16 protein-coding genes are annotated in these 21,343 nt (G+C 36.7%); 12 read left to right on the top strand and 4 right to left on the bottom strand.

Going from position 1 to position 21,343, the window contains the following annotated elements:
• Positions 1–21: 21 nt before the first annotated feature.
• On the bottom strand, positions 22–591 hold the full coding sequence (locus JNL75_06510; GenBank protein ID MBL7789472.1) for a hypothetical protein: 570 nt from the start codon (positions 589–591) through the stop codon (positions 22–24).
• A gap of 634 nt (positions 592–1,225) precedes the next feature.
• Positions 1,226–2,554, bottom strand: coding sequence for a T9SS type A sorting domain-containing protein (locus tag JNL75_06505; GenBank protein ID MBL7789471.1), 1,329 nt, complete (start codon positions 2,552–2,554; stop codon positions 1,226–1,228).
• Positions 2,555–2,768: 214 nt separating this feature from the next.
• Between JNL75_06505 and JNL75_06500 the strand changes: the two genes are divergently transcribed.
• The 12 genes from JNL75_06500 to JNL75_06445 all read left to right on the top strand — a co-directional run bounded on the left by JNL75_06500 (position 2,769) and on the right by JNL75_06445 (position 15,478).
• Positions 2,769–3,314 carry an NADH-quinone oxidoreductase subunit I gene (locus tag JNL75_06500; GenBank protein MBL7789470.1) on the top strand — a complete coding sequence of 182 codons (546 nt, stop codon included), beginning with the start codon at positions 2,769–2,771 and terminating at the stop codon, positions 3,312–3,314.
• A 3-nt stretch (positions 3,315–3,317) separates the two neighbouring features.
• A complete protein-coding gene (locus JNL75_06495) occupies positions 3,318–3,848 on the top strand; it encodes an NADH-quinone oxidoreductase subunit J (GenBank protein ID MBL7789469.1) in 531 nt (176 codons plus the stop codon).
• A 187-nt stretch (positions 3,849–4,035) separates the two neighbouring features.
• Complete coding sequence (gene nuoK / locus JNL75_06490; GenBank protein MBL7789468.1) at positions 4,036–4,344, top strand: NADH-quinone oxidoreductase subunit NuoK; 309 nt, start codon at positions 4,036–4,038, stop codon at positions 4,342–4,344.
• A 16-nt stretch (positions 4,345–4,360) separates the two neighbouring features.
• Positions 4,361–6,286: an NADH-quinone oxidoreductase subunit L gene (gene nuoL, locus JNL75_06485; GenBank protein ID MBL7789467.1), complete on the top strand. Its 1,926-nt coding sequence runs from the start codon at positions 4,361–4,363 to the stop codon at positions 6,284–6,286.
• 18 nt (positions 6,287–6,304) lie between these two features.
• Positions 6,305–7,753 (top strand): NADH-quinone oxidoreductase subunit M, encoded by a 1,449-nt coding sequence (locus tag JNL75_06480; protein ID MBL7789466.1) that lies wholly within the window; start codon positions 6,305–6,307, stop codon positions 7,751–7,753.
• A gap of 9 nt (positions 7,754–7,762) precedes the next feature.
• Positions 7,763–9,148 (top strand): NADH-quinone oxidoreductase subunit N, encoded by a 1,386-nt coding sequence (locus tag JNL75_06475; GenBank protein ID MBL7789465.1) that lies wholly within the window; start codon positions 7,763–7,765, stop codon positions 9,146–9,148.
• Positions 9,149–9,285: 137 nt separating this feature from the next.
• Positions 9,286–10,080 carry a MotA/TolQ/ExbB proton channel family protein gene (locus JNL75_06470; GenBank protein ID MBL7789464.1) on the top strand — a complete coding sequence of 265 codons (795 nt, stop codon included), beginning with the start codon at positions 9,286–9,288 and terminating at the stop codon, positions 10,078–10,080.
• A gap of 39 nt (positions 10,081–10,119) precedes the next feature.
• A complete protein-coding gene (locus JNL75_06465) occupies positions 10,120–10,740 on the top strand; it encodes a biopolymer transporter ExbD (GenBank protein MBL7789463.1) in 621 nt (206 codons plus the stop codon).
• Positions 10,741–10,776: 36 nt separating this feature from the next.
• Positions 10,777–11,364, top strand: coding sequence for a biopolymer transporter ExbD (locus JNL75_06460; GenBank protein MBL7789462.1), 588 nt, complete (start codon positions 10,777–10,779; stop codon positions 11,362–11,364).
• An 11-nt stretch (positions 11,365–11,375) separates the two neighbouring features.
• Positions 11,376–12,185, top strand: a complete 810-nt coding sequence (locus JNL75_06455; protein ID MBL7789461.1) for a TonB family protein — start codon at positions 11,376–11,378, stop codon at positions 12,183–12,185.
• Positions 12,186–12,256: 71 nt separating this feature from the next.
• Positions 12,257–12,658 carry an energy transducer TonB gene (locus JNL75_06450; protein MBL7789460.1) on the top strand — a complete coding sequence of 134 codons (402 nt, stop codon included), beginning with the start codon at positions 12,257–12,259 and terminating at the stop codon, positions 12,656–12,658.
• Positions 12,659–12,763: 105 nt separating this feature from the next.
• The gene (locus JNL75_06445; protein ID MBL7789459.1) at positions 12,764–15,478 is read left to right on the top strand and encodes an insulinase family protein; all 2,715 of its coding nucleotides are present in this window, start codon (positions 12,764–12,766) and stop codon (positions 15,476–15,478) included.
• 155 nt (positions 15,479–15,633) lie between these two features.
• On the opposite strand, the gene clpB is transcribed toward JNL75_06445, so the two are convergent.
• Together clpB and JNL75_06435 are read right to left on the bottom strand one after the other, a co-directional pair.
• Positions 15,634–18,231: an ATP-dependent chaperone ClpB gene (gene clpB, locus JNL75_06440; GenBank protein ID MBL7789458.1), complete on the bottom strand. Its 2,598-nt coding sequence runs from the start codon at positions 18,229–18,231 to the stop codon at positions 15,634–15,636.
• 238 nt (positions 18,232–18,469) lie between these two features.
• Positions 18,470–21,235: a gliding motility-associated C-terminal domain-containing protein gene (locus JNL75_06435; GenBank protein ID MBL7789457.1), complete on the bottom strand. Its 2,766-nt coding sequence runs from the start codon at positions 21,233–21,235 to the stop codon at positions 18,470–18,472.
• Between the last annotated feature and the right edge of the window lie 108 nt (positions 21,236–21,343).

The raw sequence follows: 21,343 nt of genomic DNA, 5'->3' as shown, positions 1-21,343 counted from the left end.
AAAAGTGATAAAATAAAAGAATTACTTTATAACATATGCTACTCCAAATCCAATAGTTCTGAAATCTACGCCGAGATTCATTCCTACAGAAGAACCTGCTCCAGATACACTTGTGATATCAAATCCTACACGACCTAATCTCGCCATAAGCGCCCAATTGGAGTGAACAAAATAGTTGATTCCTGGAGAAACACCAACAGAAATTTGGGTCATACCTGTAGGGAATTTAAAGGAAACGTCCCCATTTAAGGCTAATGAGAATTGTTTTCTCGGTGTAAATACATACATCCCGTCAACTCCAAATCCAAATACAGCATCTCTACCGCTTCCACCATCTACTGTGAGTCTGCCTCCTACACCGATATTATCCTTTAACATATAGATAGCAGCAGGTGAAAAAGAAAATGAATTAGTTGTAACGCCAGCATTTTCGTTTGAGATGAATCCTAAAGCTCCACTTAGAAGTAGATTTTTCTTGGCTAATCCCATTTCTCCCTTATTGCTAGATCCCATGGAAACGCCTTTTAAGGAGTTCGAAGTTTGTGCATTTAGAGTGCCTGCAACTAGGCAAAGAAATAAAAGTTTTTTCATGATTTAATAATTTAAGTTCAATGCGAAATTAAACTACAACTTAGCTAAATAGAAAATCAAGTTTCCATATAAATGACAAACTTCTTAAAATTGTTCATTTATGTAGACAATTCAAAGAAAAAGAATGCCAATATGAGGAAGAATAAACCCAAAAAGTTCTTAACTTGAAAATGGCTTAGTTGATCTTCAAATCTATCTCCTATTAGTTTTGCTAATTAGGGTCTACTGAAAAACGCCAAAACAATTGATAGCCATAAGATTGCAAAAACTTTTCCCCCTGAATATGCAAATTGTAAAAACAAGTTTACTGGAGTTCACGCCCAAATATCTTGCATTTACCGACAAGAATTTTAGGCTACACAGAAGCACACCAACTACTTCGCCATCTTCTGCCAATAGCGGTATTAAAATGGTCCAACCCATTTTAATACCTTGCTATGGTAAATGCCGTAGCAGTATTTGTTTAGTACAATGAGCCATGCGACATTGGACTATTACTAATACGCTTACGGTATTCACCTCGCAGTATGACTATACAGCTTCGGCTTGATGGCTCGTATTTGGCGCACTTCTGAGTTTTTCAGCAGACCCTAATTAAGATATCAATATTTATTGAATATGAATTTTGAGTCAGCTATTTTTGAAACTTATAAAACTCGCTTCCACTTTTATCCAATAATTCCAAAAAATAAATCCCTTGTGGGAGAGTCTCTACATATATTTTTCCCTCACATACACCTTCTAATACGATTGTCCCAAGTGAGTTTCTTATCTTAAAGCCTTGTTTGTCAGCGGAACTTAAATTTAAAGTGGATTGCACTGGGTTAGGGAAAAAACTAAGTGTTTTTTTAGAGGCATTATATATGCTAGAAGTGATATCACATTGCTCTTTATTTTGAAAATAGTAAGGAAAGTGATACTTTATAGAAGCAAATTCACCATAACAAATATTTCCTGCCTGATACTCTGGGAAAGTTACCAGATGTTGGTCCCACATCACACGATTTTGACTACCTATCCCTGATAAAAAAACATCTTTAGTTGTAGTATAGATTTTTCGATATTCGTTTTGGAGCCATCCATAACTAATTTTAGTAACCGTATCAGCTGAAATGGACGTAGAGAACATAGTATCACCCACTTTCGCTTTTGCATTGTAAACCATTATTTCCTCTCCTAATTTATTAGAAAGAATATAATACTTTCCGGCAATAGTATCATATCTTACGAAACGCATGGGTTGATTCATAGTTTGATACTTTTTACCGTTTATTAATGTATCACGACTTGTAAAATAATAAGGTACAGAAAACTTTAAATCTCCATTGTCATTGGAAGCCCAAGTGTACCATTTCTTGTTGGGATTTATTAAGGCATTTTCTAAGGCGCAGTTTTTACCAATTTGTTTTAAAATACTCGTATCAGCATGCAATACACAATTAAGCTGATAACCAATATCTGACATTCCCATAATAGAAGGCCAATTCAAAGGATGATATCCATTAGGACAACCAATGCTTTCAATCCAAACTAATGGTGGTACATTTGTTGGGTAGGCGACTGACTTGAGTTCAATTGACCACAAACTATCTCCTTCTATTTTTATTTTTGATTTTTTTCTAAACTGCAATTGAAATGTATTAGAGCCAATAATTGTTCTTAATGTATCTCCAATGTTTAATGAATAGTCCATAAGTAAGTATTCATTTGTCCCTTTTAACCCATATACTTTTGTTCCTGAATCTGCAACCTTAATATTGGGCTCACCAAATGAAAAATATTCTTTACCATTAAATTGAAAAGGCATGGTATCAAAAGAATAACTATATCTGCCAGCAATCTCTGCCCATATTGTTTTAGAATAAACCCACTGATAATTACCTACCCTACTAGCAAAAGTCTTTTGACCCAGCATACTGAAGCTAAATAAAAACGTAAGAATAAGGCTAAAAAATACTTTCAAAGTCTTGAATTTCAAAGCAAAGATAAAAAATCCTCACAGAAAACAAATGACTAGAATCTCAAAGCCACAATTCTTTATGTTAAAGTCAATTTTTTATAGAAATTATTAATTCCAAATTATCATTTATTCGTTAAACTTGCACTTTCAAGTTTGAAACATGGACGAGCAGTTATTTAACCTTTCAAAAAGGAAAAAAGTAGTCACAGAAACGAAGATGAGTTTCATGGAGAGCCTCTATCTCCCTGCTATCTTTAAAGGTATGGCCACCACTATTAGTCACCTATTACGAAAACCTGCTACTGTTCGATATCCAGAAGAAAAAAGAGAATTCTCCACCATATACAGAGGACAACATGTATTAAAAAGAGACGAGAAGGGTGCAGAGCGATGCACCGCATGTGGTTTATGCGCTTTAGCTTGTCCTGCGGAAGCTATCACTATGGAGGCTGCTGAGAGAAAACCAAATGAAAAACATCTCTATAGAGAAGAAAAATATGCCGCAACTTATGAGATCAATATGCTTCGATGTATCTATTGTGGTTTATGCGAAGAAGCCTGCCCGAAAGAGGCTATTTTCTTAACTGATCGAATAGTCGATGCTGAGTTTATGCGCAAAGATTTTATTTACGGAAAAGATATATTAGTAGAACCCATAGATAAGCCTGTAGATATAAGTAAGCGACAAACACCAGAAGTCCTTGAGTTTAAAAAAGATCCCAAACATAAGCACAACCAAGTTTTCGAAGGAATACAATCTTAATTTATGGATTTAAACAATTTCGCATTTATAGCCCTATCTGCCATTACACTTATTTGTGCCTTGATGGTGGTCATAGCTAGGAACCCAATTTATAGTGTCATCTTTTTAATTTTGACTATGTTTAGCTTAACGGGGCATTATGTTTTATTGCATGCTCAGTTTATAGCTGTCATTAATATTATAGTCTATGCTGGTGCTATTATGGTACTATTCCTATTCGTGCTCATGCTTATGAATATGAATGCAAATAACGAGCCGAATAAATCCTTGTTATGGAAGTCCCTAGCTACTATAGTGGCTGCTGGAGGTTTTATAAGTATGGCTGTCCTTTATTTTAGAAATATGGGAGATACTCCAATAAAACCTACTACGAATAGTGTACCAGGAAACATGCTTCCCCCCGACTTTGGTTATGTAAAACCATTGGGTAAGATGCTTTTTACTGATTATGTATTCCCATTTGAGATAGCCTCTATTCTATTTATAGCCGCAATGGTGGGTGCTGTGTTTTTAGGAAGTAGAGAGAAAAGTTGATGTGATAATGTATTAATTTGAAAATTGAATAATTTTAAAAATAGAAGTTGATGTGTCCCGATAGCTATCGGGAGAGACGATGTGATGATATTTTGATTTAAAAATATAATAAATTTACAAATACTCGTCGCTACGGTTGAACTAATTAAAAAATTCGTGAATTCGTGGCAAGAAAAAATGATAAAAAATGAATTTGATTGGATTTGAAAATTATTTATGGTTAGGATCAGCGCTTTTTTGCATAGGACTCCTAGGCGTATTGGTTCGTAGAAATGTTATCATACTTTTAATGTGTATAGAGCTGATGCTCAATGCATCGAATCTACTTTTGGTAGTATTTTCTAAAATGTTTGGAAACATGAATGGGCAGATATTTGTATTTTTCTCAATGCTAGTAGCTGCTGCAGAAGTTTCTGTCGGATTGGCATTGATTGTTTTGATATACAGAAAATTCAAAACTATTGATAGTAGTTTCTTAGACAATTTAAAAGGATAAATTAAAACGATTAAAAGTGATTGTTGCTAAAATATTATTGTTATCGCCTATTGTAGGTTTCCTATTGAATCTAATTCTAGGCAAAAAATTAGGTAAAAATTCTGGAATAGTAGGAACTTTGGCAGTTTTTGTTTCCTTTGTATGCTCTATACTGATGTTTCAAAAAGTTATGAATACAGGGGCATACGAGGTTCCATTTTTTTCTTGGATGCATATTTCTACTTTGCATATCGGATTTTCTCTCTGGGTAGACGAATTGAGTACTTGGATGATGCTTATAATTACAGGAATTGGTTCCTTAATCCATTTGTATTCCATAGGTTATATGTCGCATGACAAGGGAATAGGTCGCTTTTTTGCTTACTTAAACCTCTTTATATTCTCTATGCTCATGCTGGTATTGGGTGGGAATTTCATTATGCTCTTTATAGGCTGGGAAGGAGTTGGTTTATGCTCCTATCTGCTTATAGGATTTTGGTATAAAAATATAGAGTATGGTCATGCAGCGCGTAAAGCCTTTATCATGAATAGAATTGGAGACTTAGGGCTACTTTTAGGTATATTCCTGTGTATACAAACATTTGGCACTATTAATTTCAATGAGATCAATTCTATAGCAGCCGAAGATTTAGTCTTAAAAGCATCTGGGCAATTGGGACTCTATCAACCATATATCTATACTGCTATTACACTTTGTCTTTTTATAGGTGCTATGGGTAAAAGTGCTCAGCTACCATTATATACTTGGCTTCCTGATGCCATGGCAGGACCGACTCCTGTTTCTGCACTCATACATGCTGCCACCATGGTGACAGCGGGTATTTATTTAGTCGTTCGCAATGCAGCTCTTTTTGAACTCGCTCCATTTACCCTTAACTTTATTCTTATCATAGGTATGGCCACTTCTATTTTAGGAGCATTGATTGGTCTATTTCAGAATGATATTAAAAAAGTATTGGCCTACTCCACAGTTTCTCAGCTAGGTTTAATGTTCGTCGCACTAGGTGTGGGTGCATATACCTCAGCCATGTTTCATTTGACTACGCATGCTTTCTTTAAAGCGTTATTATTTTTAGGTGCGGGATCGGTCATTCACGCTATGAGTGGTGAGCAAAATATTTTAAGTATGGGAGGTTTAAAAAATAAGATAAAACTTACTCATTGGACATTCGCTATAGGCACCCTAGCGATTATTGGATTTATCGGTACTTCTGGATTCTTCTCCAAAGATGAAATTTTAGAGAAATTATATCATCATTCACCTATAGTTTGGGGATTTGCCTTAGCTAGTGCAGCTATAACTATTATTTATATGGTTCGGGTCTATACACTAACGTTTATGGGTAAATTTAGAGGTAGCTCTGAACAGGAATCACATTTACATGAGAGTCCTCTTACCATGACCTTACCATTAATCGTTTTGGCAATACTCTCCGTTCTCGGAGGTTTATTGAATCTTCCTCATTTACTCGGTGCAGGCATCAGTCAAAAAATGGCTCATTGGTTATCACATATTAACTCATTGAAGGCAATTCCTCCCCATACAAGTCACTTGAGTCATATTGCAGAAATTATGCTTATGGCCATTGCTACTGCATTGGTCTTCATTCTAGGTAGTTTTGCTTATTTAAAATTCAAGAAACAAACAAGTGAAGAATTAGTAAAACCGCGTATTGGATTTTCACTATGGGGTGAGCATAAATTCTATATTGATGAGCTCTACCATAATATCATAGTGAAACCTATCGAATATCTATCTGATTTCTGTTTCTATATTGTTGAGCATTTCTTAATTCAACCGATAGTTTTTGGAAGTTCTAGATTATTCTATGGCGCAGGTCAGCTTCTGCGTATCGTTCAGAGCGGAAACATAGAATTTTATCTCATATATATAGCCGTTGCGGTTATAATCATATTAACTTCCATACTATTTATATTTTAAATATTTAATTCTAGCACTGTGCATCTAATTTTATTATTACCGCTTCTAGTAGCTCTGACAGCTTTCTTTCTGCCAAAAAAATTAGTACGAGAGTTTAGCTTAGCATTTTCTGGGGCTTTTTTCTTATTTTCAATATATGTGCTCACCCAGTACAACCCCATGAATCATTACAATTTTACCTACTTCCATGAAGCGTTTCTAGTAGGTACTGGAGGTAGTCTTCACATAGGCTTAGATAGTTTAGGGGTTTTAATGTTTGTATTAACTAATTTTGTCGTTCTTTACGCCAATATTATGGCATGGAATAAATCCTATTCCAGTTCATTTTATGGTTGTACATTTTTAATGCAGTTTGCTTTAGTGGGCGTTTTTGCTAGTTTAAATGCCATTTTATTTTACTTTTTTTGGGAGCTAGCCCTTCTACCAATATATTATATCGTATATAAATGGGGTAATGGCAAGGATTTAAGCAAGACGTTTATTCGCTTTTTTGTATACACCTTTGTGGGAAGCCTTTTTATATTGGCTGCCTTCATTCTATTCGCAGTAGAAACCAAATCTGGTAGTTTCGAGATTACAGAAATGGCAAAGACCTCACTTACAGGAAACACCCAGATATTATACACAATTTTTCTAGTTATTGGATTTGGAGTCAAAATTCCAATATTCCCATTACATTCATGGCAAGCCAATACCTACAGAAAGGCGCCTGCGGAAGGCACGATACTCTTATCTGGCATCATGTTAAAAATGGGCTTGTTTGGTCTGCTAAGATGGTTGATTCCTTTTCAGGAAGAGGTTCTACCTTTAATGCAAAAACTCATTCTTGTTTTAGCTATTGTTGGTACCTTATATGGCGCTATATTAGCCTTGAGAAGAAATGATTTAAAACTTATAGCAGCATTCTCGTCATTATCACACGTTGGATTAATTGTGGCAGGTATTTTCACCTTTAAATTTTTAGGATTTCAAGGAAGTGGAATTCAGATGCTGGTTCATGGAATCAATATAGTAGGGATTTTCTATATCATAGACATTATAGAACGAAGCACTGGAACGCGCTACCTTACTGAATTAGGGGGAATATCTTCGAAGGCACCTATATTCAGCACTTTGGCCTTTATTATAATTCTTGGTAGTATAGCAGTACCATTAACAAATGGCTTTCCTGGAGAGTTTTTACTTCTAATGTCTGTTTTCTTTTATAATCCTATTTTGGGGGCATTGGCTGGGGTTACGGTTATTCTGGGAGCTACCTATATGCTTAGGATGTTTCAGAGAGCATTTATGGGAGAGGTTTCAGAATCCGTTTCGGACTTCAAACCCGTATCAAAAACTGATTTAATTGCCTTAGGATTTATTGCACTATTAGTAATAGTTTTAGGAATATATCCTCAAGCCGTTTTAGACCTCACTGCCAATAGTTCGCAGTATATGACTAATTTGTTAGAGTTAAAAAATAATTAAGAACGACGTATGTTAACTATTCTGATTCTTTTCATCACAGGACTCGTCACTATGTTCACGAGTTTTTTCCCTCATAAATCCCTTCCAAAATATTTAGGTATAACTGGTATTCTAACCGCACTATTAGCTCTACATCTTCGATTGGGATTGGGTCTTGATTTCCCGGCATTTTTCACCATGTTCCCATTGACACGTATTATGTCAGTCATAGTTCTCATATTACTTCTAGTAATTTTTGTATTGCAAAGAAGCTATGAAAAAGAATATGACTGGTCTGCAGTGTATTCCTTGATGTTATTTAGCACCTGTGGTGTCATCCTGCTTCTGGGTCAAGCAAATTTACTGACCCTATTCTTAGGAATAGAAATCATGTCCATTCCGCTCTATGTATTGGCTGCAAGCAAGAGAAATCAAGCTACTTCCTTAGAAGCAGGTTTGAAATATTTCATTTTAGGCTCCTTTGCAAGTGCTTTTCTACTTTTCGGCATAGCCTTAGTCTATGGGACTACAGGTAGTTTTATCATGAATGATATTGTTACTGCTCAAAATATTAGCGGTGGTCAATTACCCGCATATTTTCATATCGGTTATATTTTCATTATAGCATCTATTTTGTTTAAAATGGCTTTAGCTCCATTTCATTTTTGGTCTCCAGATGTATATGATGGCTCACCCACTGTAGTCACCACTTTTATGACTACAGTAGTGAAGATAGGTTCTTCTATCACGATGTATTACCTATTAGTAGGTTATTTCCGAAATCAGTTTGAGATTTATTTCAAATTCCTCATGCCTATTATTTGCGTCTCTTTCATACTTGGAGCCATATTAGGTTTGGTCCAAAATAATGTAAAACGAATGCTTGCCTATTCTAGTATTTCTCATATAGCATTTGTTCTGACAGGAATTGTGCTTAGTATTGCTCTTCAGGATATGTCTCTTTTCGTTTTTTATTTATTAACTTATACCACATCAAGCCTTATAGTTTTTTCCGTAATAGATCATATTGAAAATGGAAATACAGTCTTCCTAGATCATCTCAATGGATTGAGCAAGCACAGCCCTATTTTAGCTGTCACTTTAGCCATAGGGGTATTATCCATGGCAGGTATCCCATTTACAGGTGGATTTATAGCCAAGTACCGCGTTTTAACCGGTATATATCAAATCAATGGTTGGATGTTTGCACTCGCTTTATTATCCAGTGCAGTGGCCATTGGCTATTACCTTAGACTTCTGAATCGTATATTTTTTTATGAAAAAACTCAAGAAAATGTTGCAATTAAGAATATTTTACTTGCTATCACGATGACTATTCTCACTGTCACTATCGTCATCTTAGGAATACTTCCCGAGCTTATTTTACAAGGGATTTACAAATATTTTTTAGCTTGAAATTGTTCGAATATTAACTAAATGTTAAGGCATTATTCTTTTTATATTCGTTAAAATAAAAAATATATCTTTGTGTTAGATAACTAATAGAAATTAACCAAATAAAAATCATAAATTAAATTTAAAATCAACAAACAATGAGTACACAAAAAAATCCGGGAAGCGTAATTCCAGTTTCAAATGCAATAGTATTTGGACTTATTTTCTTAACAGCAGTTGCCCTTTACAAATTTGTATTCGGAGCATCAAGTCACTTTGATGAGCATGGTCATGCTAAACCAGGCGACTATATGGGTATGGTTTACATGGGCGGTTTCGTAGTACCAGTGTTATTCACACTATTTATCTCTACTTTCGTATTTACTATTGAGCGTTGGTTGTCTCTAGGCAAAGCAGCTGGTGGTAAAGATGTAGATGGTTTCTTAAAAAAGATTGTTCAGTCACTAGAGAGCAATGATATCGAAGAAGCGAGAAGATTATGCGATGTTCAAAAAGGAACAATAGCTAACGTAACGCTTTCTGGAGTAGATGCCTATGAAGAAATGTCTAAAAAATCTGGTATGGATACAGAACATAAAGTGCTATCTATCCAGAAGTCAATGGAGGAGACTACCGCTTTGGAGGTTCCTATGTTGAGTAAAAATATGACCATTCTATCTACGATTGCTACCATAGCTACTCTAGCGGCATTGATTGGTACGGTATTGGGTATGATTAAGTCTTTCGCGGCTCTAGGTGCTGCAGGTGCTCCAGACCAGACTGCACTCGCTGTAGGTATCTCAGAAGCCCTTATCAATACGGCTTTAGGTATATCTACTTCCTTCTTCGCTATTACTTTTTATAATTTCTTTAATTCCAAGATTGATGGGATGACCTATAAGATGGATGAAGCTCAATTCTTGATTTCTCAAACATTTGCGTCTAGAAATTAATCTTAAAAACTAGATTATTCAAAAAGAAAATTTTAAAAGATGCCAAAAATTCAAGTAAAAAAAGGCTCCGTATTCGTCGATATGACGGCGATGTGTGATGTATCTTTTCTTCTTTTGACTTTCTTTATCTTGACTGCTAAGGCTAAGCCTGTAGAACCTGTAGAGGTCATGACCCCTTCTTCGATAGTAGAAATGCCAGTGCCAGATGTGAACGTAATCACTATCTTGGTAGATAAAGCAGGACGGATATTTGTAGGAATGGATAATGTCAATGATTCTAGAGCTATTTGGTTAGATAATTTGAAATCACAATTTGGTCTTACGAATATTAATACAGAAGATCAAAAGAAAAATTTCATTAATGGAGGTGTGATACCAGTTTCTGCGAAAGAGCTACCAACATTTTTATCTGCAGATGCAGCAGCCAAACTAGAGATGATTAAGAATACAAAAGGAATTCCTGCGGATGTAGAAAATTCTGATGCGAATGAACTGCGATGGTGGATTTACCAAGCACGTGCTGCCAATCAGAAAGCTACCGTAGTGATAAAAGCCGACACCAAGTCGCCATACGCAGTCATCAAACAAGTCATGAATACTCTTGAAAATCAGGGAGTAAGTCGCTTTAGCTTGTTGACTACACAAGGAGCAAGAGATTAATTAATGTAGTAAATTAAACTGAAAAAGTAAAAAGATATGGCTGATGTAGCAGAAAACCCCCAGGGCGGGGGTGGGAAAAAAGGCCGAGGTAGTAAACCCTCTCCCCGTTTAGATTTGACACCGATGGTAGACTTAGCATTTCTACTCATCACCTTCTTTATCTTGACGACCACCCTAGCTAAACCTAAGGCAATGGAAATAGCCTTGCCTGATACAAAAAATATTCCACCTAACCCTCCTAAAGTAGATGATGATGTGGTTATGACCGTTTTATTAGCGCCTAAAAATGTTATTCTATACTACTTTGGTAGTCCAGAAAAAGCAGCAGCGGATCCTAATGCTATTGTAGCTACTTCCTTTGATAAAGAAAAAGGCATACGTAAGGTAATTATGGATAAGAAAAAAGCAGTCGCTGCCTTACCTGGAGGAATGGGAATGGATTCCAAAAAGAACAATAAAACCATGGTATTGATAAAAGCTGTAGACTCATCTGTATATGGCAATATGGTAGATATCTTGGATGAAATGCATATCAATGATATAAAATTTTATGCCATTCTACCGATTTCAGATCCAGAAAAGATTTTAGTTGAGAATTCTATGAAAAAAGCAGTTCAAAAATAAATAAGAATAAGATGAATATAGATCAAGTAATAGCCTTGAAGGGCTCACTAGACGACCTCTTATTCAGAGGTAAAAATAAATCATATGGTGCGTATGACCTGCGGAAGAGTTATCCTCAGCATCTCAAAAGATCCTTAGTTATTTTTCTATTCCTTGTCCTAGGTATCATTGTAGGCTATGTTGTTTATGAGAAATTGAAAGATAAAATAGTTTTTGAGACCAAGGCTCCAATACGCAAGGTTACAGAGCTTAAAGCTCCACCGCCACTCAATGAGAAAACTCCACCACCGCCGCCGCCACCGCCACCGCCGCCAGTGAAAGCAACTATTCAGTTTGTCCCACCGAAGATTGTAGAAGTAGCACCACCGGATGAGGAAATTAAAACAGTGGAAGAAGTAAAAGAATCCAAGGCTGAGATATCTACTGCTACAGTAGTAGGACAAGAACTAGACGACCTCGATGCTGGAGATGATGCTGGTAAGGGAGTAGAAGCTCCAAAAGTGGACGAACCTTTGGTTTTTGCAGAACAAATGCCTGAGTTCCCTGGAGGCGACGATGCCCTCATGGCCTACCTTCAGAGAAATATCAAATATCCTGCATTTGCTTTGGAGAATGAAATAGAAGGTGTCGTTATGGTTAATTTCGTAGTCAATGCTGATGGTAGCATCAGTAAAGTAAATGTAACCAAAGGTATCAAAGGCGGCTGCGATGAAGAAGCCGCAAGAGTCGTGCGTAACATGCCTCGCTGGAAGCCTGGTAAACAAGGAGGTCAGCCTGTTCCGGTTTACTTTGACGTACCGGTTAACTTCAAAATAGAGTAATTAAAAATAGTAATTTGTTAAAAACCCGAAGAAATTCTTCGGGTTTTTTTATATCTTTGGAAAAACAATTTATGAAAAAAAATATCAACTTGATTGCCTTCCTCTTATTGATATCTTTATCCTGCTATAGCCAAGAAAGTAGCTCAGATAAATCCGAAGAACCATATGTATTTGCAGAGCAGATGCCTGAGTTCCCGGGTGGAGATAATGCATTAATGGCGTTCTTGCAAAAGAATATAAAATATCCTGTCAAGGCACTAAAAAATAACATACAAGGGGTAGTCATGGTTAACTTCGTAGTCCATAGTGATGGCTCTATTCTAAAGGTAAAAGTCACAAAAGGTATAGGTGGAGGCTGCGACGAAGAGGCGGTTCGTGTCATTAAAAAAATGCCAAAATGGAAACCTGGAAAACAAGCAGGTAAAAACGTAGCTGTTTATTTTGATGTTCCAATAAATTTCACCATAAAATAATTGGCAAAAAACCAGCTGGAAAAATTCAATCTCAAAGGATACATTCCTTATTCCCAACCTTTATAATTTAAAATATTTTCTTTTCACTTAAAATTAAAACCAACTATGCAAAAAATCCTATTAGCAGCATTATTATTAGCTGCGCAATATATGTCCAGTCAAATAAAACTTCCTACACCAGTAAGGACAATGGAAGGTATCAAAGAGTTTAAATGTGAAAATGGACTCAAGATTTTATTGATTTCTGACCCTTCACAGAGCAATCTTCTTGTAAACATCATTTATCACGTAGGCTCCAGACATGAAGGGTATGGAGAGACTGGGATGGCCCATTTACTCGAACATATGTTATTCAAGTCTTGTAAAAATTTTAAAGACATAAAAAAAGCTATAGGAGACAGAGGTGCCTCCGCGAATGGAACTACCTGGTATGATCGCACCAATTATTATGAAATATTGCCCGCAGCGGATAGTAATCTGAAATGGGCTATAGAAATGGAGGCAGATAGAATGGTCAATGCCAAAATTCTCAAAGAAGAGCTCGAAAAAGAGTTTAGTGTGGTTCGCAATGAATTTGAAATAGGAGAAAATAATCCCGGAGGTGTACTGAATGAACGCATCCTATCTACAATGTATCTGTGGCATAATTATGGAAATTCGACCATAGGCAGCCGTGAAGATATAGAAAGAGTACCTGTAGAAAATCTTAGAGCCTTCTATAAAAAATACTATCAACCTGATAATGCCACACTTATTATAGCAGGTAAGTTTGATGAGAAAAAGGCATTGGAGTATATTGCTAAAAACTTAGCTATTCTGCCTAAACCCACGCGTGTGCTGCAGCCTACCTATACCGTAGAGCCACCTCAGGATGGTGAGCGCTATGTAGAGTTGAAAAGAAATGGAGATGAACGCATTATAGCTTTAGCCTATCATACTCCTGCAGCTTCTGATAAGGATTACATTGTGAATGATGCCCTCATAGAAATACTAACGTCTGAAGGTTCGGGATTACTCTATAAAGAGCTTATGGACACTAAGCTAGCCACTTCTGTTTATGGTTACTCAATGCCACTCTATGATCCAGGCTATACCTATTTTTCCATGAATATTCCTATGGATCAATCTGTCGATGAGCCAAAAAACAGAATGTGGAAGGTACTGGATGGTTTGCCTCAAACAAAATTCACCGAAGAACAATTGCAAAGGGCAAAAGCTTCACTCACAAAGCAGATAGATAGAGCTATGAGCAATACGATCAATTTTGGTATTTTCTTGACTGAAATTATTGCATCGGGCGATTATAGATTGTTGTATATCTATCGCGATAATATTGATAAAATTACCGTAACCGATTTGGAAAGAGTCGCTGCCAGATACTACAGGCCTTCTAACCGCACTTGGGGACAGTTTATACCTGAAAGAAATACAGATAGAGTGAAAGTAGATGAAAGACCTGATATTAATGCCTTGGTAAAAGATTATAAAGGTAAAGAACAAACCCAAACACTTCAGGAATTTGATGCTAGCATCGATAATATCAAGAAAAATGTTCAACGAGGAGATATCGATGGTAAACTTCAATATTCCATATTGAATAAGCCAACTAAAAATAATAAGATAGTAGGGAGAATTAAAATTTTTCAAGGGGATGAACAAAGTTTAATGCATACCGATATAGCAGCAATGCTACTTGGATCGGTGTTAAAATCTGGCACTACTACCAAGAATAGAACTCAAATAAAGGACGAACTCGATAAATTAAAATCAGATATCAATGTCAATTTCGGAGCTAACTTTCTATCTATCTCTATTAATACCGATAAAGACAATATGCAGGCTACTATGAATCTGTTAAGAGATATTCTGCGCAATCCGTCTTTTGATCAAAATGAGTTTGACAAAGTGGTACTCGAATATAAAACAATGTATGAAGCTTATAAAAACGATCCGCAAAACGTAGCTTTCACGACACTCAGTATAAAAACTAATCCTTATCCTAAAGGACACCCACTAGGCAGTATGACTATTGATGAGCAACTGCTAGGTTTTTCAAAAGCAAAACTTCAAGATGTCAAGGACTTCTATCAGAAATTTATTGGGCTCAATGAAGGATATGCATCCTTCGTGGGTGAAGTAGATAAAGTTGCGGCAACTAAAGCACTAAAAGAAATTTTTAGTGGTTGGAATGCCAAGACCCCATACGTCAAAATCAAAAAACTAAATATAGCTACGACCAAGCAGAATGAAACTATTCAAATCAATGATAAAACGAATGCAGTTTCTGCCGGCACTCTCAATATGTCACTTTGCGAGAAAGACGCAGATTTCCCTGCTATGTATATGGCCAATGAAATTATAGGCGGTGGGGCTTTTCTAAATTCGAGAATAGCTCAGAGACTCCGTGAAGCAGAGGGAATGAGCTATGGAGCTGGATCATTTTTGTCTGCAGATTTTGAGGATCAAATTGGTAGCTTCGGCACTTATGCCTTTTTCAATCCAAGTTTTAAAGATAAACTAAATAATGCCCTTATAGAAGAACTCACCAAAGCAAGCCAAGGAAGTTTTACAAGCAAGGAACTATCGGATATTAAAGGCAGCCAGATTCAGGAAAGAAAAATAGGGCTAGGCAATAATAATTTTATTGCGAGTCTATTAAATCGATACATGGAGCAGAAAAAAGATCTGAAATACTACGATGAATTTAGTGAAAAATTACAGAAAGTAACACTACAAGAGGTAAATGATGCTGCAAAAAAATACATCAATATGGACAACTTTATTCTTATTTACTCTGGTGATTTTAATGTAAAGAAATAATACAAGTTATCAATTGTTACTTGCCACAAAGACACTAAGTAGTAATTATCACCTGTCTCGATAGTTCTATCAGAACAACAGAGAGATTTTTAGCTTTATAATTTCAGTCTTGGTGCCTTTGTGGGTAAAATTATACTAAGTGATAGGAGTATATTCTACTTCGTGTACGCCGCTAAAATATCATCGACAGCATCAATATAAATAATCATCCCCTTGACAAAATCTCCAGCGATTATTTTCTTAGATATAAGATTGACAATGTCACGTTGAATCAATCTTTTCAATGGTCTAGCGCCCATCTCTGGGTCATAACCATGCTCTGCCAGATAATCCAAGGCTGCAGGTAATATCTCTAATTTTAAATCTTGATCGGCTAGTAAATCCTCAACCTGTTTTAGCTGAATCTTCACTATTTCTCGAATTACGGACCTCCTTAATGGGAGGAATAGAACTATATCATCGATACGATTGATAAATTCAGGTTTTATGATGGTTTTGAGATGCCCTACCAGTTTTTGCTTCACAATAGGAGCCACATTAGCCATATTTTCGTCTTCCACATCATCGAATCCCTCTAAAATGATATCCGAACCCATATTGGAGGTCATAATGATAATGGTATTCTTAAAGTTAATGAGGCGACCTTTATTGTCCGTCAATCGTCCATCGTCAAGCATTTGAAGAAGAATATTGAAGGTATCAGGATGTGCTTTTTCTATTTCATCGAGCAACACGACGGAGTAAGGTCTTCGCCTTACAGCTTCTGTCAATTGACCGCTTTCCTCATATCCTACATAGCCCGGAGGCGCACCCACGAGACGGCTTACACTATGTTTCTCAGAGTATTCACTCATGTCTATTCGGATGTAAGCATTTTCATCGTTGAATAGATATTCGGCTAGAGCCTTTGCCAACTCGGTCTTCCCTACTCCTGTGCTACCTAGAAATAAAAATGAACCGATAGGACGATTTGGATTTTGCAAACCTGCTCGACTACGCAATATGGCGCTAGCTACTGCCTCGACTGCTTCTTCTTGACCTACAACTCGTTTGCGAAGTTCTTCATCAAGATGAAGTAATTTCATTTTTTCAGACTGCAACATAGACTGCACCGGCACACCTGTCCACTTACTCACGATCTCTGCGATATCTTCGGATGTGACAAATTCTTTCATCAACTTATCTCCTCCCTCTATGGACTTGAGTTCTTTTTCACAAGCTTCTACTTCTGCTTGGGTAGAAGTCATCAATCCATAGCGAATTTCTGCAACGCGGGCGTAATTTCCACTACGCTCTGCTTGTTCTGCCTCTAGTTTTAGGGCTTCTAATTTAGATTTAGCATCTTGAATCTTATCGACAATTGATTTTTCCTTTTCCCATTTGGATTTAAATTCTTCTCGACTCAAATTCCATTTCGCTAATTGTTCTTCGATACTTTTCAGTTTCGTCTCATCATTTTCACGACGGATGGCTTCTCGCTCTATCTCGAGCTGCATTATTTTTCGATTGAGTTCATCTAGCTCTTCCGGAACTGAATTAATTTCAAGTCTCAGTTTTGCCGCAGCTTCGTCGATGAGGTCTATAGCTTTATCGGGCAAGAAACGATCCGTTATGTATCGCTGTGAAAGGGTAACTGCTGAAATAATGGCCTCATCTTTTATCTCTACATTGTGGTAACGTTCGTAGCGCTCTTTCAGACCTCGCAAGATAGATATGGCCGCTTCTTCATCAGGCTCTTCGATCATCACTTTTTGAAATCTTCGCTCCATAGCTTTGTCCTTTTCAAAATACTTTTGATATTCATCTAGAGTAGTAGCTCCGATAGAACGCAATTCCCCCCGTGCTAAAGATGGTTTGAGAATATTCGCTGCATCCATAGCTCCGTCAGACTTTCCTGCACCTATGAGGGTATGAATTTCATCAATAAACAATACAATTTTGCCATCACTCTCTACCACTTCTTTAACCACGGCCTTGAGTCGCTCTTCAAATTCTCCTTTGTACTTGGCACCCGCTAGAAGTGCACCCATGTCTAGTGCAAACACTTTTAAATCTAATAAGTTTTCTGGTACATCCCCATTGACGATTCGCTTGGCTATACCTTCAGCTATGGCAGTTTTACCTACTCCAGGTTCACCTATAAGCATTGGGTTGTTTTTTGTCTTTCGTGAAAGAATATGTAGAACCCGTCTTATCTCTTCATCACGTCCAATTACAGGATCGAGCTTGCCTTTTTCAGCTTGTTCGTTTAAATTAATAGCATATTTTCCGAGAGAATCGTAGGTCATTTCTGTCGTATTCGAATCTACTTTTTGATTACCTCGTATTTCCTTGAGTGCTTTGCGAAATTCAGATTCTTTTAAACCGAACTCTTTGAGTAATTTGGCAGTATCATCACTTTGCATAAGCATAGATAACATGACCAATTCAGGGCTCACATAACTATCACCAACGTCTTTGAGCAATGATTCCGCTTTCACCATGACTGTCTGGGCATTTCTACTGAGGTATTGACCAGAATCTGTACCTGAAACTCGCGGTATTTTTTGAATAGATTCCTCCAATTTGTTGACTATTGGTGTAGGCTGAATTCCCAATTTCTTCACAATTTGAGGGACTAAATTCTCGGCATCTTCCAAGATTGCCATTGCGATATGCGCATTCTCTATAGCCTGATGTGAAGCCTCAACAGCTTTGTTTTGAGCTTTTTGAAGGAGCTCTTGCGATTTGATAGTAAGTTTTTTAATATCCACTGAGTTAATGTTTAATTTTGAATTTTAAATGTTGAATAGGCTCTTCCTCATATTTTAAAATAAGATATTGCGAACTCAATTCATTCTAGAATATTCATTCAAATTTAATACATTCAAAGAATAAGAGACAAGGTGTCATAATAAAATTAGTTGATCATACTAATCTATGTCTTTTAGACGTTTATGAGACGAAATGACGTGGCTTTTTGTTTAAAGAGCAAGACAAAATGGCGTAACATTATCGTATTATCGTAAATGTTCCCATCTTTTCCTGAATGCCACCTTTGTATAAATTGAAGCGGACAAAATAGGTATAAACCCCAGTAGGGGATGGCTCACCTTTATATTTACCATCCCACGCAGGAGTCTTGCCAGTATATTCATATACTTTTTCTCCCCAGCGATTAAAAATAGAAATACTAAGACTACGCACAGGACCTCCATTGAGTTCAAAATAGTCATTCTCTCCGTCTCCATTGGGAGAGAAGGCAGTCGGTAGTCCGACATTCTGAACAGGTAAAACTCTGATATCAAAAGAGTCTTGTCCGTAACAAGTGTATTTATCGTTATAAGCTAATTTGACATAGGTGCTCTGTCCAGTTTCAAGCCATTGATTGAGGCAAGAATCACACTTAAAAAGTTGTTTAGGCGACCACCTTAAACCTTGGTAATTCAAAATTCCAGATATCTTCGGTTCTAATCGTAGTATTTCCCCATCATAAATAATCGTATCCTCTCCTATTTCTACTTTTGGCAGCGGGTAGAAAAAAACCTTGGCTTTGTCTGTAGACAGGCAGTCATCATGGTTAGTAACTGTAACTACATAGTTATCCGATATATTTACGTTCCGAACTGCAGTATTTTCGCCATCATTCCACTCATAGGCTTTATATCCTTCTTTTACTCCCAGTGTAATGGGATTTCCTCTACAGGTATTGGTATCCCTTAGAGTCTTAGTAAGAAAGTCTGGCTTTACAGTCAAATCCAAACTAAAGAAACTATCACAACCATTGACGTTTTTGTATTTTATGGAATACTTCCCCGTTTTATTTTTCCCTTTATAAGTTTCACCGAAACAAATGATTTTTGTCTCACTGCCATAAGTAGTCGGATTTACAGTAAGTTCAAGTCTTCTCAATCGAGGACAATTATTTTCATCAATAATATTGTCGAAATAAACTCCAGTAGAATCATAACCTAGAAAACTCTCGCCTTCGCAGATTGTTTTTCGCAGAAGTGAATCTTTCGGTATTACCCTGAGCGTTAAATGAGTAATAATGCTATCACATCCAATATCATTTCGCAACGTGTCTATATAAAATCCTGAAGTGGTATGACCCATAAATACTTCGCCTTCACATATTTTTCTATTTAAGGGGATAGTCACTTTGGGTGTCACCCACAAATTTAAAAAACGGGTACTATCGCATCCATTGGCACTTAGAAATATATCGGAATAATTACCCGTAGAAGAGCGACCTAGAAAACTCTCTCCCTGACATATTTTTTTATTGACAGTAAAAAATGAATTAGGTTTCACTACCAAATGTAAGGTGCGTGTGCTATCGCAATTCACTACATTTTTTAAAACGTCAACATAGGTTCCTGTCTTCGTATGACCTCCGTGCGACTTGCCATCACAGATAGTATCCCTGATGGTCGATGTGCTATGCTGATTGACGGTAAGGTTTAATGTACGGATACTATCACATCCTTCGATACTTTTAAAGCTATCTTTATAGGTACCAGCAACCGTTTTGCCATTATAGGATTGTCCTTGACAAATAGCGGCATTGATAACTACATTCGAATAATTATTGACTCTTAGATTTAAAGTCACAATACTATCACAACCAAAGGTATTCTTATAACTGAATGTATAGGTCCCAGTTACCGTTTTACCCATAAAACTTTCACCATCACAAATACTTTTATTGATCACAGGGTTATGACTTGGATTCACAGTCAAAATCAAAGTGCGCATGCTATCACAACCATTTGCACTCACCAATTTATCAGTATATGTTCCCGATGTAGTTCTACCCAGAAAACTCTCCCCTTGGCATATGGTTTTATAAATTGTAGAACCTGAGTTTGGATTTACAGTTAGGGTCAAGGTGATAATACTATCACATCCAGCTATATTTTTAAGGGTATCTTTGTAAACTCCTGTAGCACTATGACCTCTATAGGTTTGACCTTGGCAAATTGTTTTCGCTTCATTGGAGCTAGAAGTATTCAAGACTTGAATTTGCATGGTATCTGCACAACCCAATGAACTCCAAGTAAACTTATAGATTCCAGCAGTATTAAAACCAGAAACTGAAGATTTAGGATTAGTTATAGAAGAAAAGCTCACAGTTGAAGGGTTGGTACTATGCTGAATCCACGTCCCTGTTTCTGTAGCTGCCATAGTAATTGTTTTACCTTTACATACTGTCAAATCAGGACCTGCGTCTGTTTTTTTTAGTACTGCTGTTCCTGTCCAATTTAGAGTAAATGCAGAATTTCCAAGTGGTCTATCAATAAGTAAAAAATAGGATTCTCCAGCATTGACTGTCAACCATTGCACCCAATTATCTCCAAGATTTCCTGGTCCTTCTGACACATCAGTGCTAGATGCACGCATACCCGTGTGATTGTTTGGTGAACCGGCAGCTTGCGGATTGGTAGAACTGCAGCGAATAGGAGTCCCTTTATTGATGCAAGTTACATTAGGTCCAAAAATCATAAAGTCATAGTCCTCAACAATACTCGTGCTTGCAGGAATGAGGTTAAAACCCAAAGTACCACCTGTCTGGATAGTAAACCGCAGCCATAAGGAATTGTGTTCCTGAAAGAAACACCACGTATTAAAACCTATTTCTTGCACTCCACCTCCAGATACATTGAGGCTTATGGCTTGATTGCCACACACCTGTATATAATCTGCACAATTATTTTGAGAGATTAGATTACCCCAAACTAATAGGAACGTGGCAAAAAACAACCTAAGTTTTGTCATGATGAAACAAAATTACACAATAAATCAGCAATTTATAACCATAATATTTATTTGCTACATCTTTGAAATAAAATGTAAAAAAAACTATGTTAATACTAGAATTCTAGA

It is taken from the genome of Chitinophagales bacterium, from assembly GCA_016787225.1.
Classification (GTDB): Bacteria; Bacteroidota; Bacteroidia; order Chitinophagales; family JADJOU01; genus CHPMRC01.
The sequence above is the reverse complement of the archived record's forward strand: the minus strand, read 5'-3'. Positions and strand labels throughout refer to the sequence as shown.

What these genes read in the sequence shown, in the direction of transcription:
- JNL75_06510 (MBL7789472.1), bottom strand. Translation starts at nt 591, where the DNA reads ATGAAAAAACTTTTATTTCTTTGCCTAGTTGCAGGCACTCTAAATGCA.
- JNL75_06500 (MBL7789470.1), top strand. Translation starts at nt 2,769, where the DNA reads ATGAGTTTCATGGAGAGCCTCTATCTCCCTGCTATCTTTAAAGGTATG.
- JNL75_06495 (MBL7789469.1), top strand. Translation starts at nt 3,318, where the DNA reads ATGGATTTAAACAATTTCGCATTTATAGCCCTATCTGCCATTACACTT.
- nuoK (MBL7789468.1), top strand. Translation starts at nt 4,036, where the DNA reads ATGAATTTGATTGGATTTGAAAATTATTTATGGTTAGGATCAGCGCTT.
- JNL75_06475 (MBL7789465.1), top strand. Translation starts at nt 7,763, where the DNA reads ATGTTAACTATTCTGATTCTTTTCATCACAGGACTCGTCACTATGTTC.
- JNL75_06470 (MBL7789464.1), top strand. Translation starts at nt 9,286, where the DNA reads ATGAGTACACAAAAAAATCCGGGAAGCGTAATTCCAGTTTCAAATGCA.
- JNL75_06465 (MBL7789463.1), top strand. Translation starts at nt 10,120, where the DNA reads ATGCCAAAAATTCAAGTAAAAAAAGGCTCCGTATTCGTCGATATGACG.
- JNL75_06460 (MBL7789462.1), top strand. Translation starts at nt 10,777, where the DNA reads ATGGCTGATGTAGCAGAAAACCCCCAGGGCGGGGGTGGGAAAAAAGGC.
- JNL75_06455 (MBL7789461.1), top strand. Translation starts at nt 11,376, where the DNA reads ATGAATATAGATCAAGTAATAGCCTTGAAGGGCTCACTAGACGACCTC.
- JNL75_06450 (MBL7789460.1), top strand. Translation starts at nt 12,257, where the DNA reads ATGAAAAAAAATATCAACTTGATTGCCTTCCTCTTATTGATATCTTTA.
- JNL75_06445 (MBL7789459.1), top strand. Translation starts at nt 12,764, where the DNA reads ATGCAAAAAATCCTATTAGCAGCATTATTATTAGCTGCGCAATATATG.
- JNL75_06435 (MBL7789457.1), bottom strand. Translation starts at nt 21,235, where the DNA reads ATGACAAAACTTAGGTTGTTTTTTGCCACGTTCCTATTAGTTTGGGGT.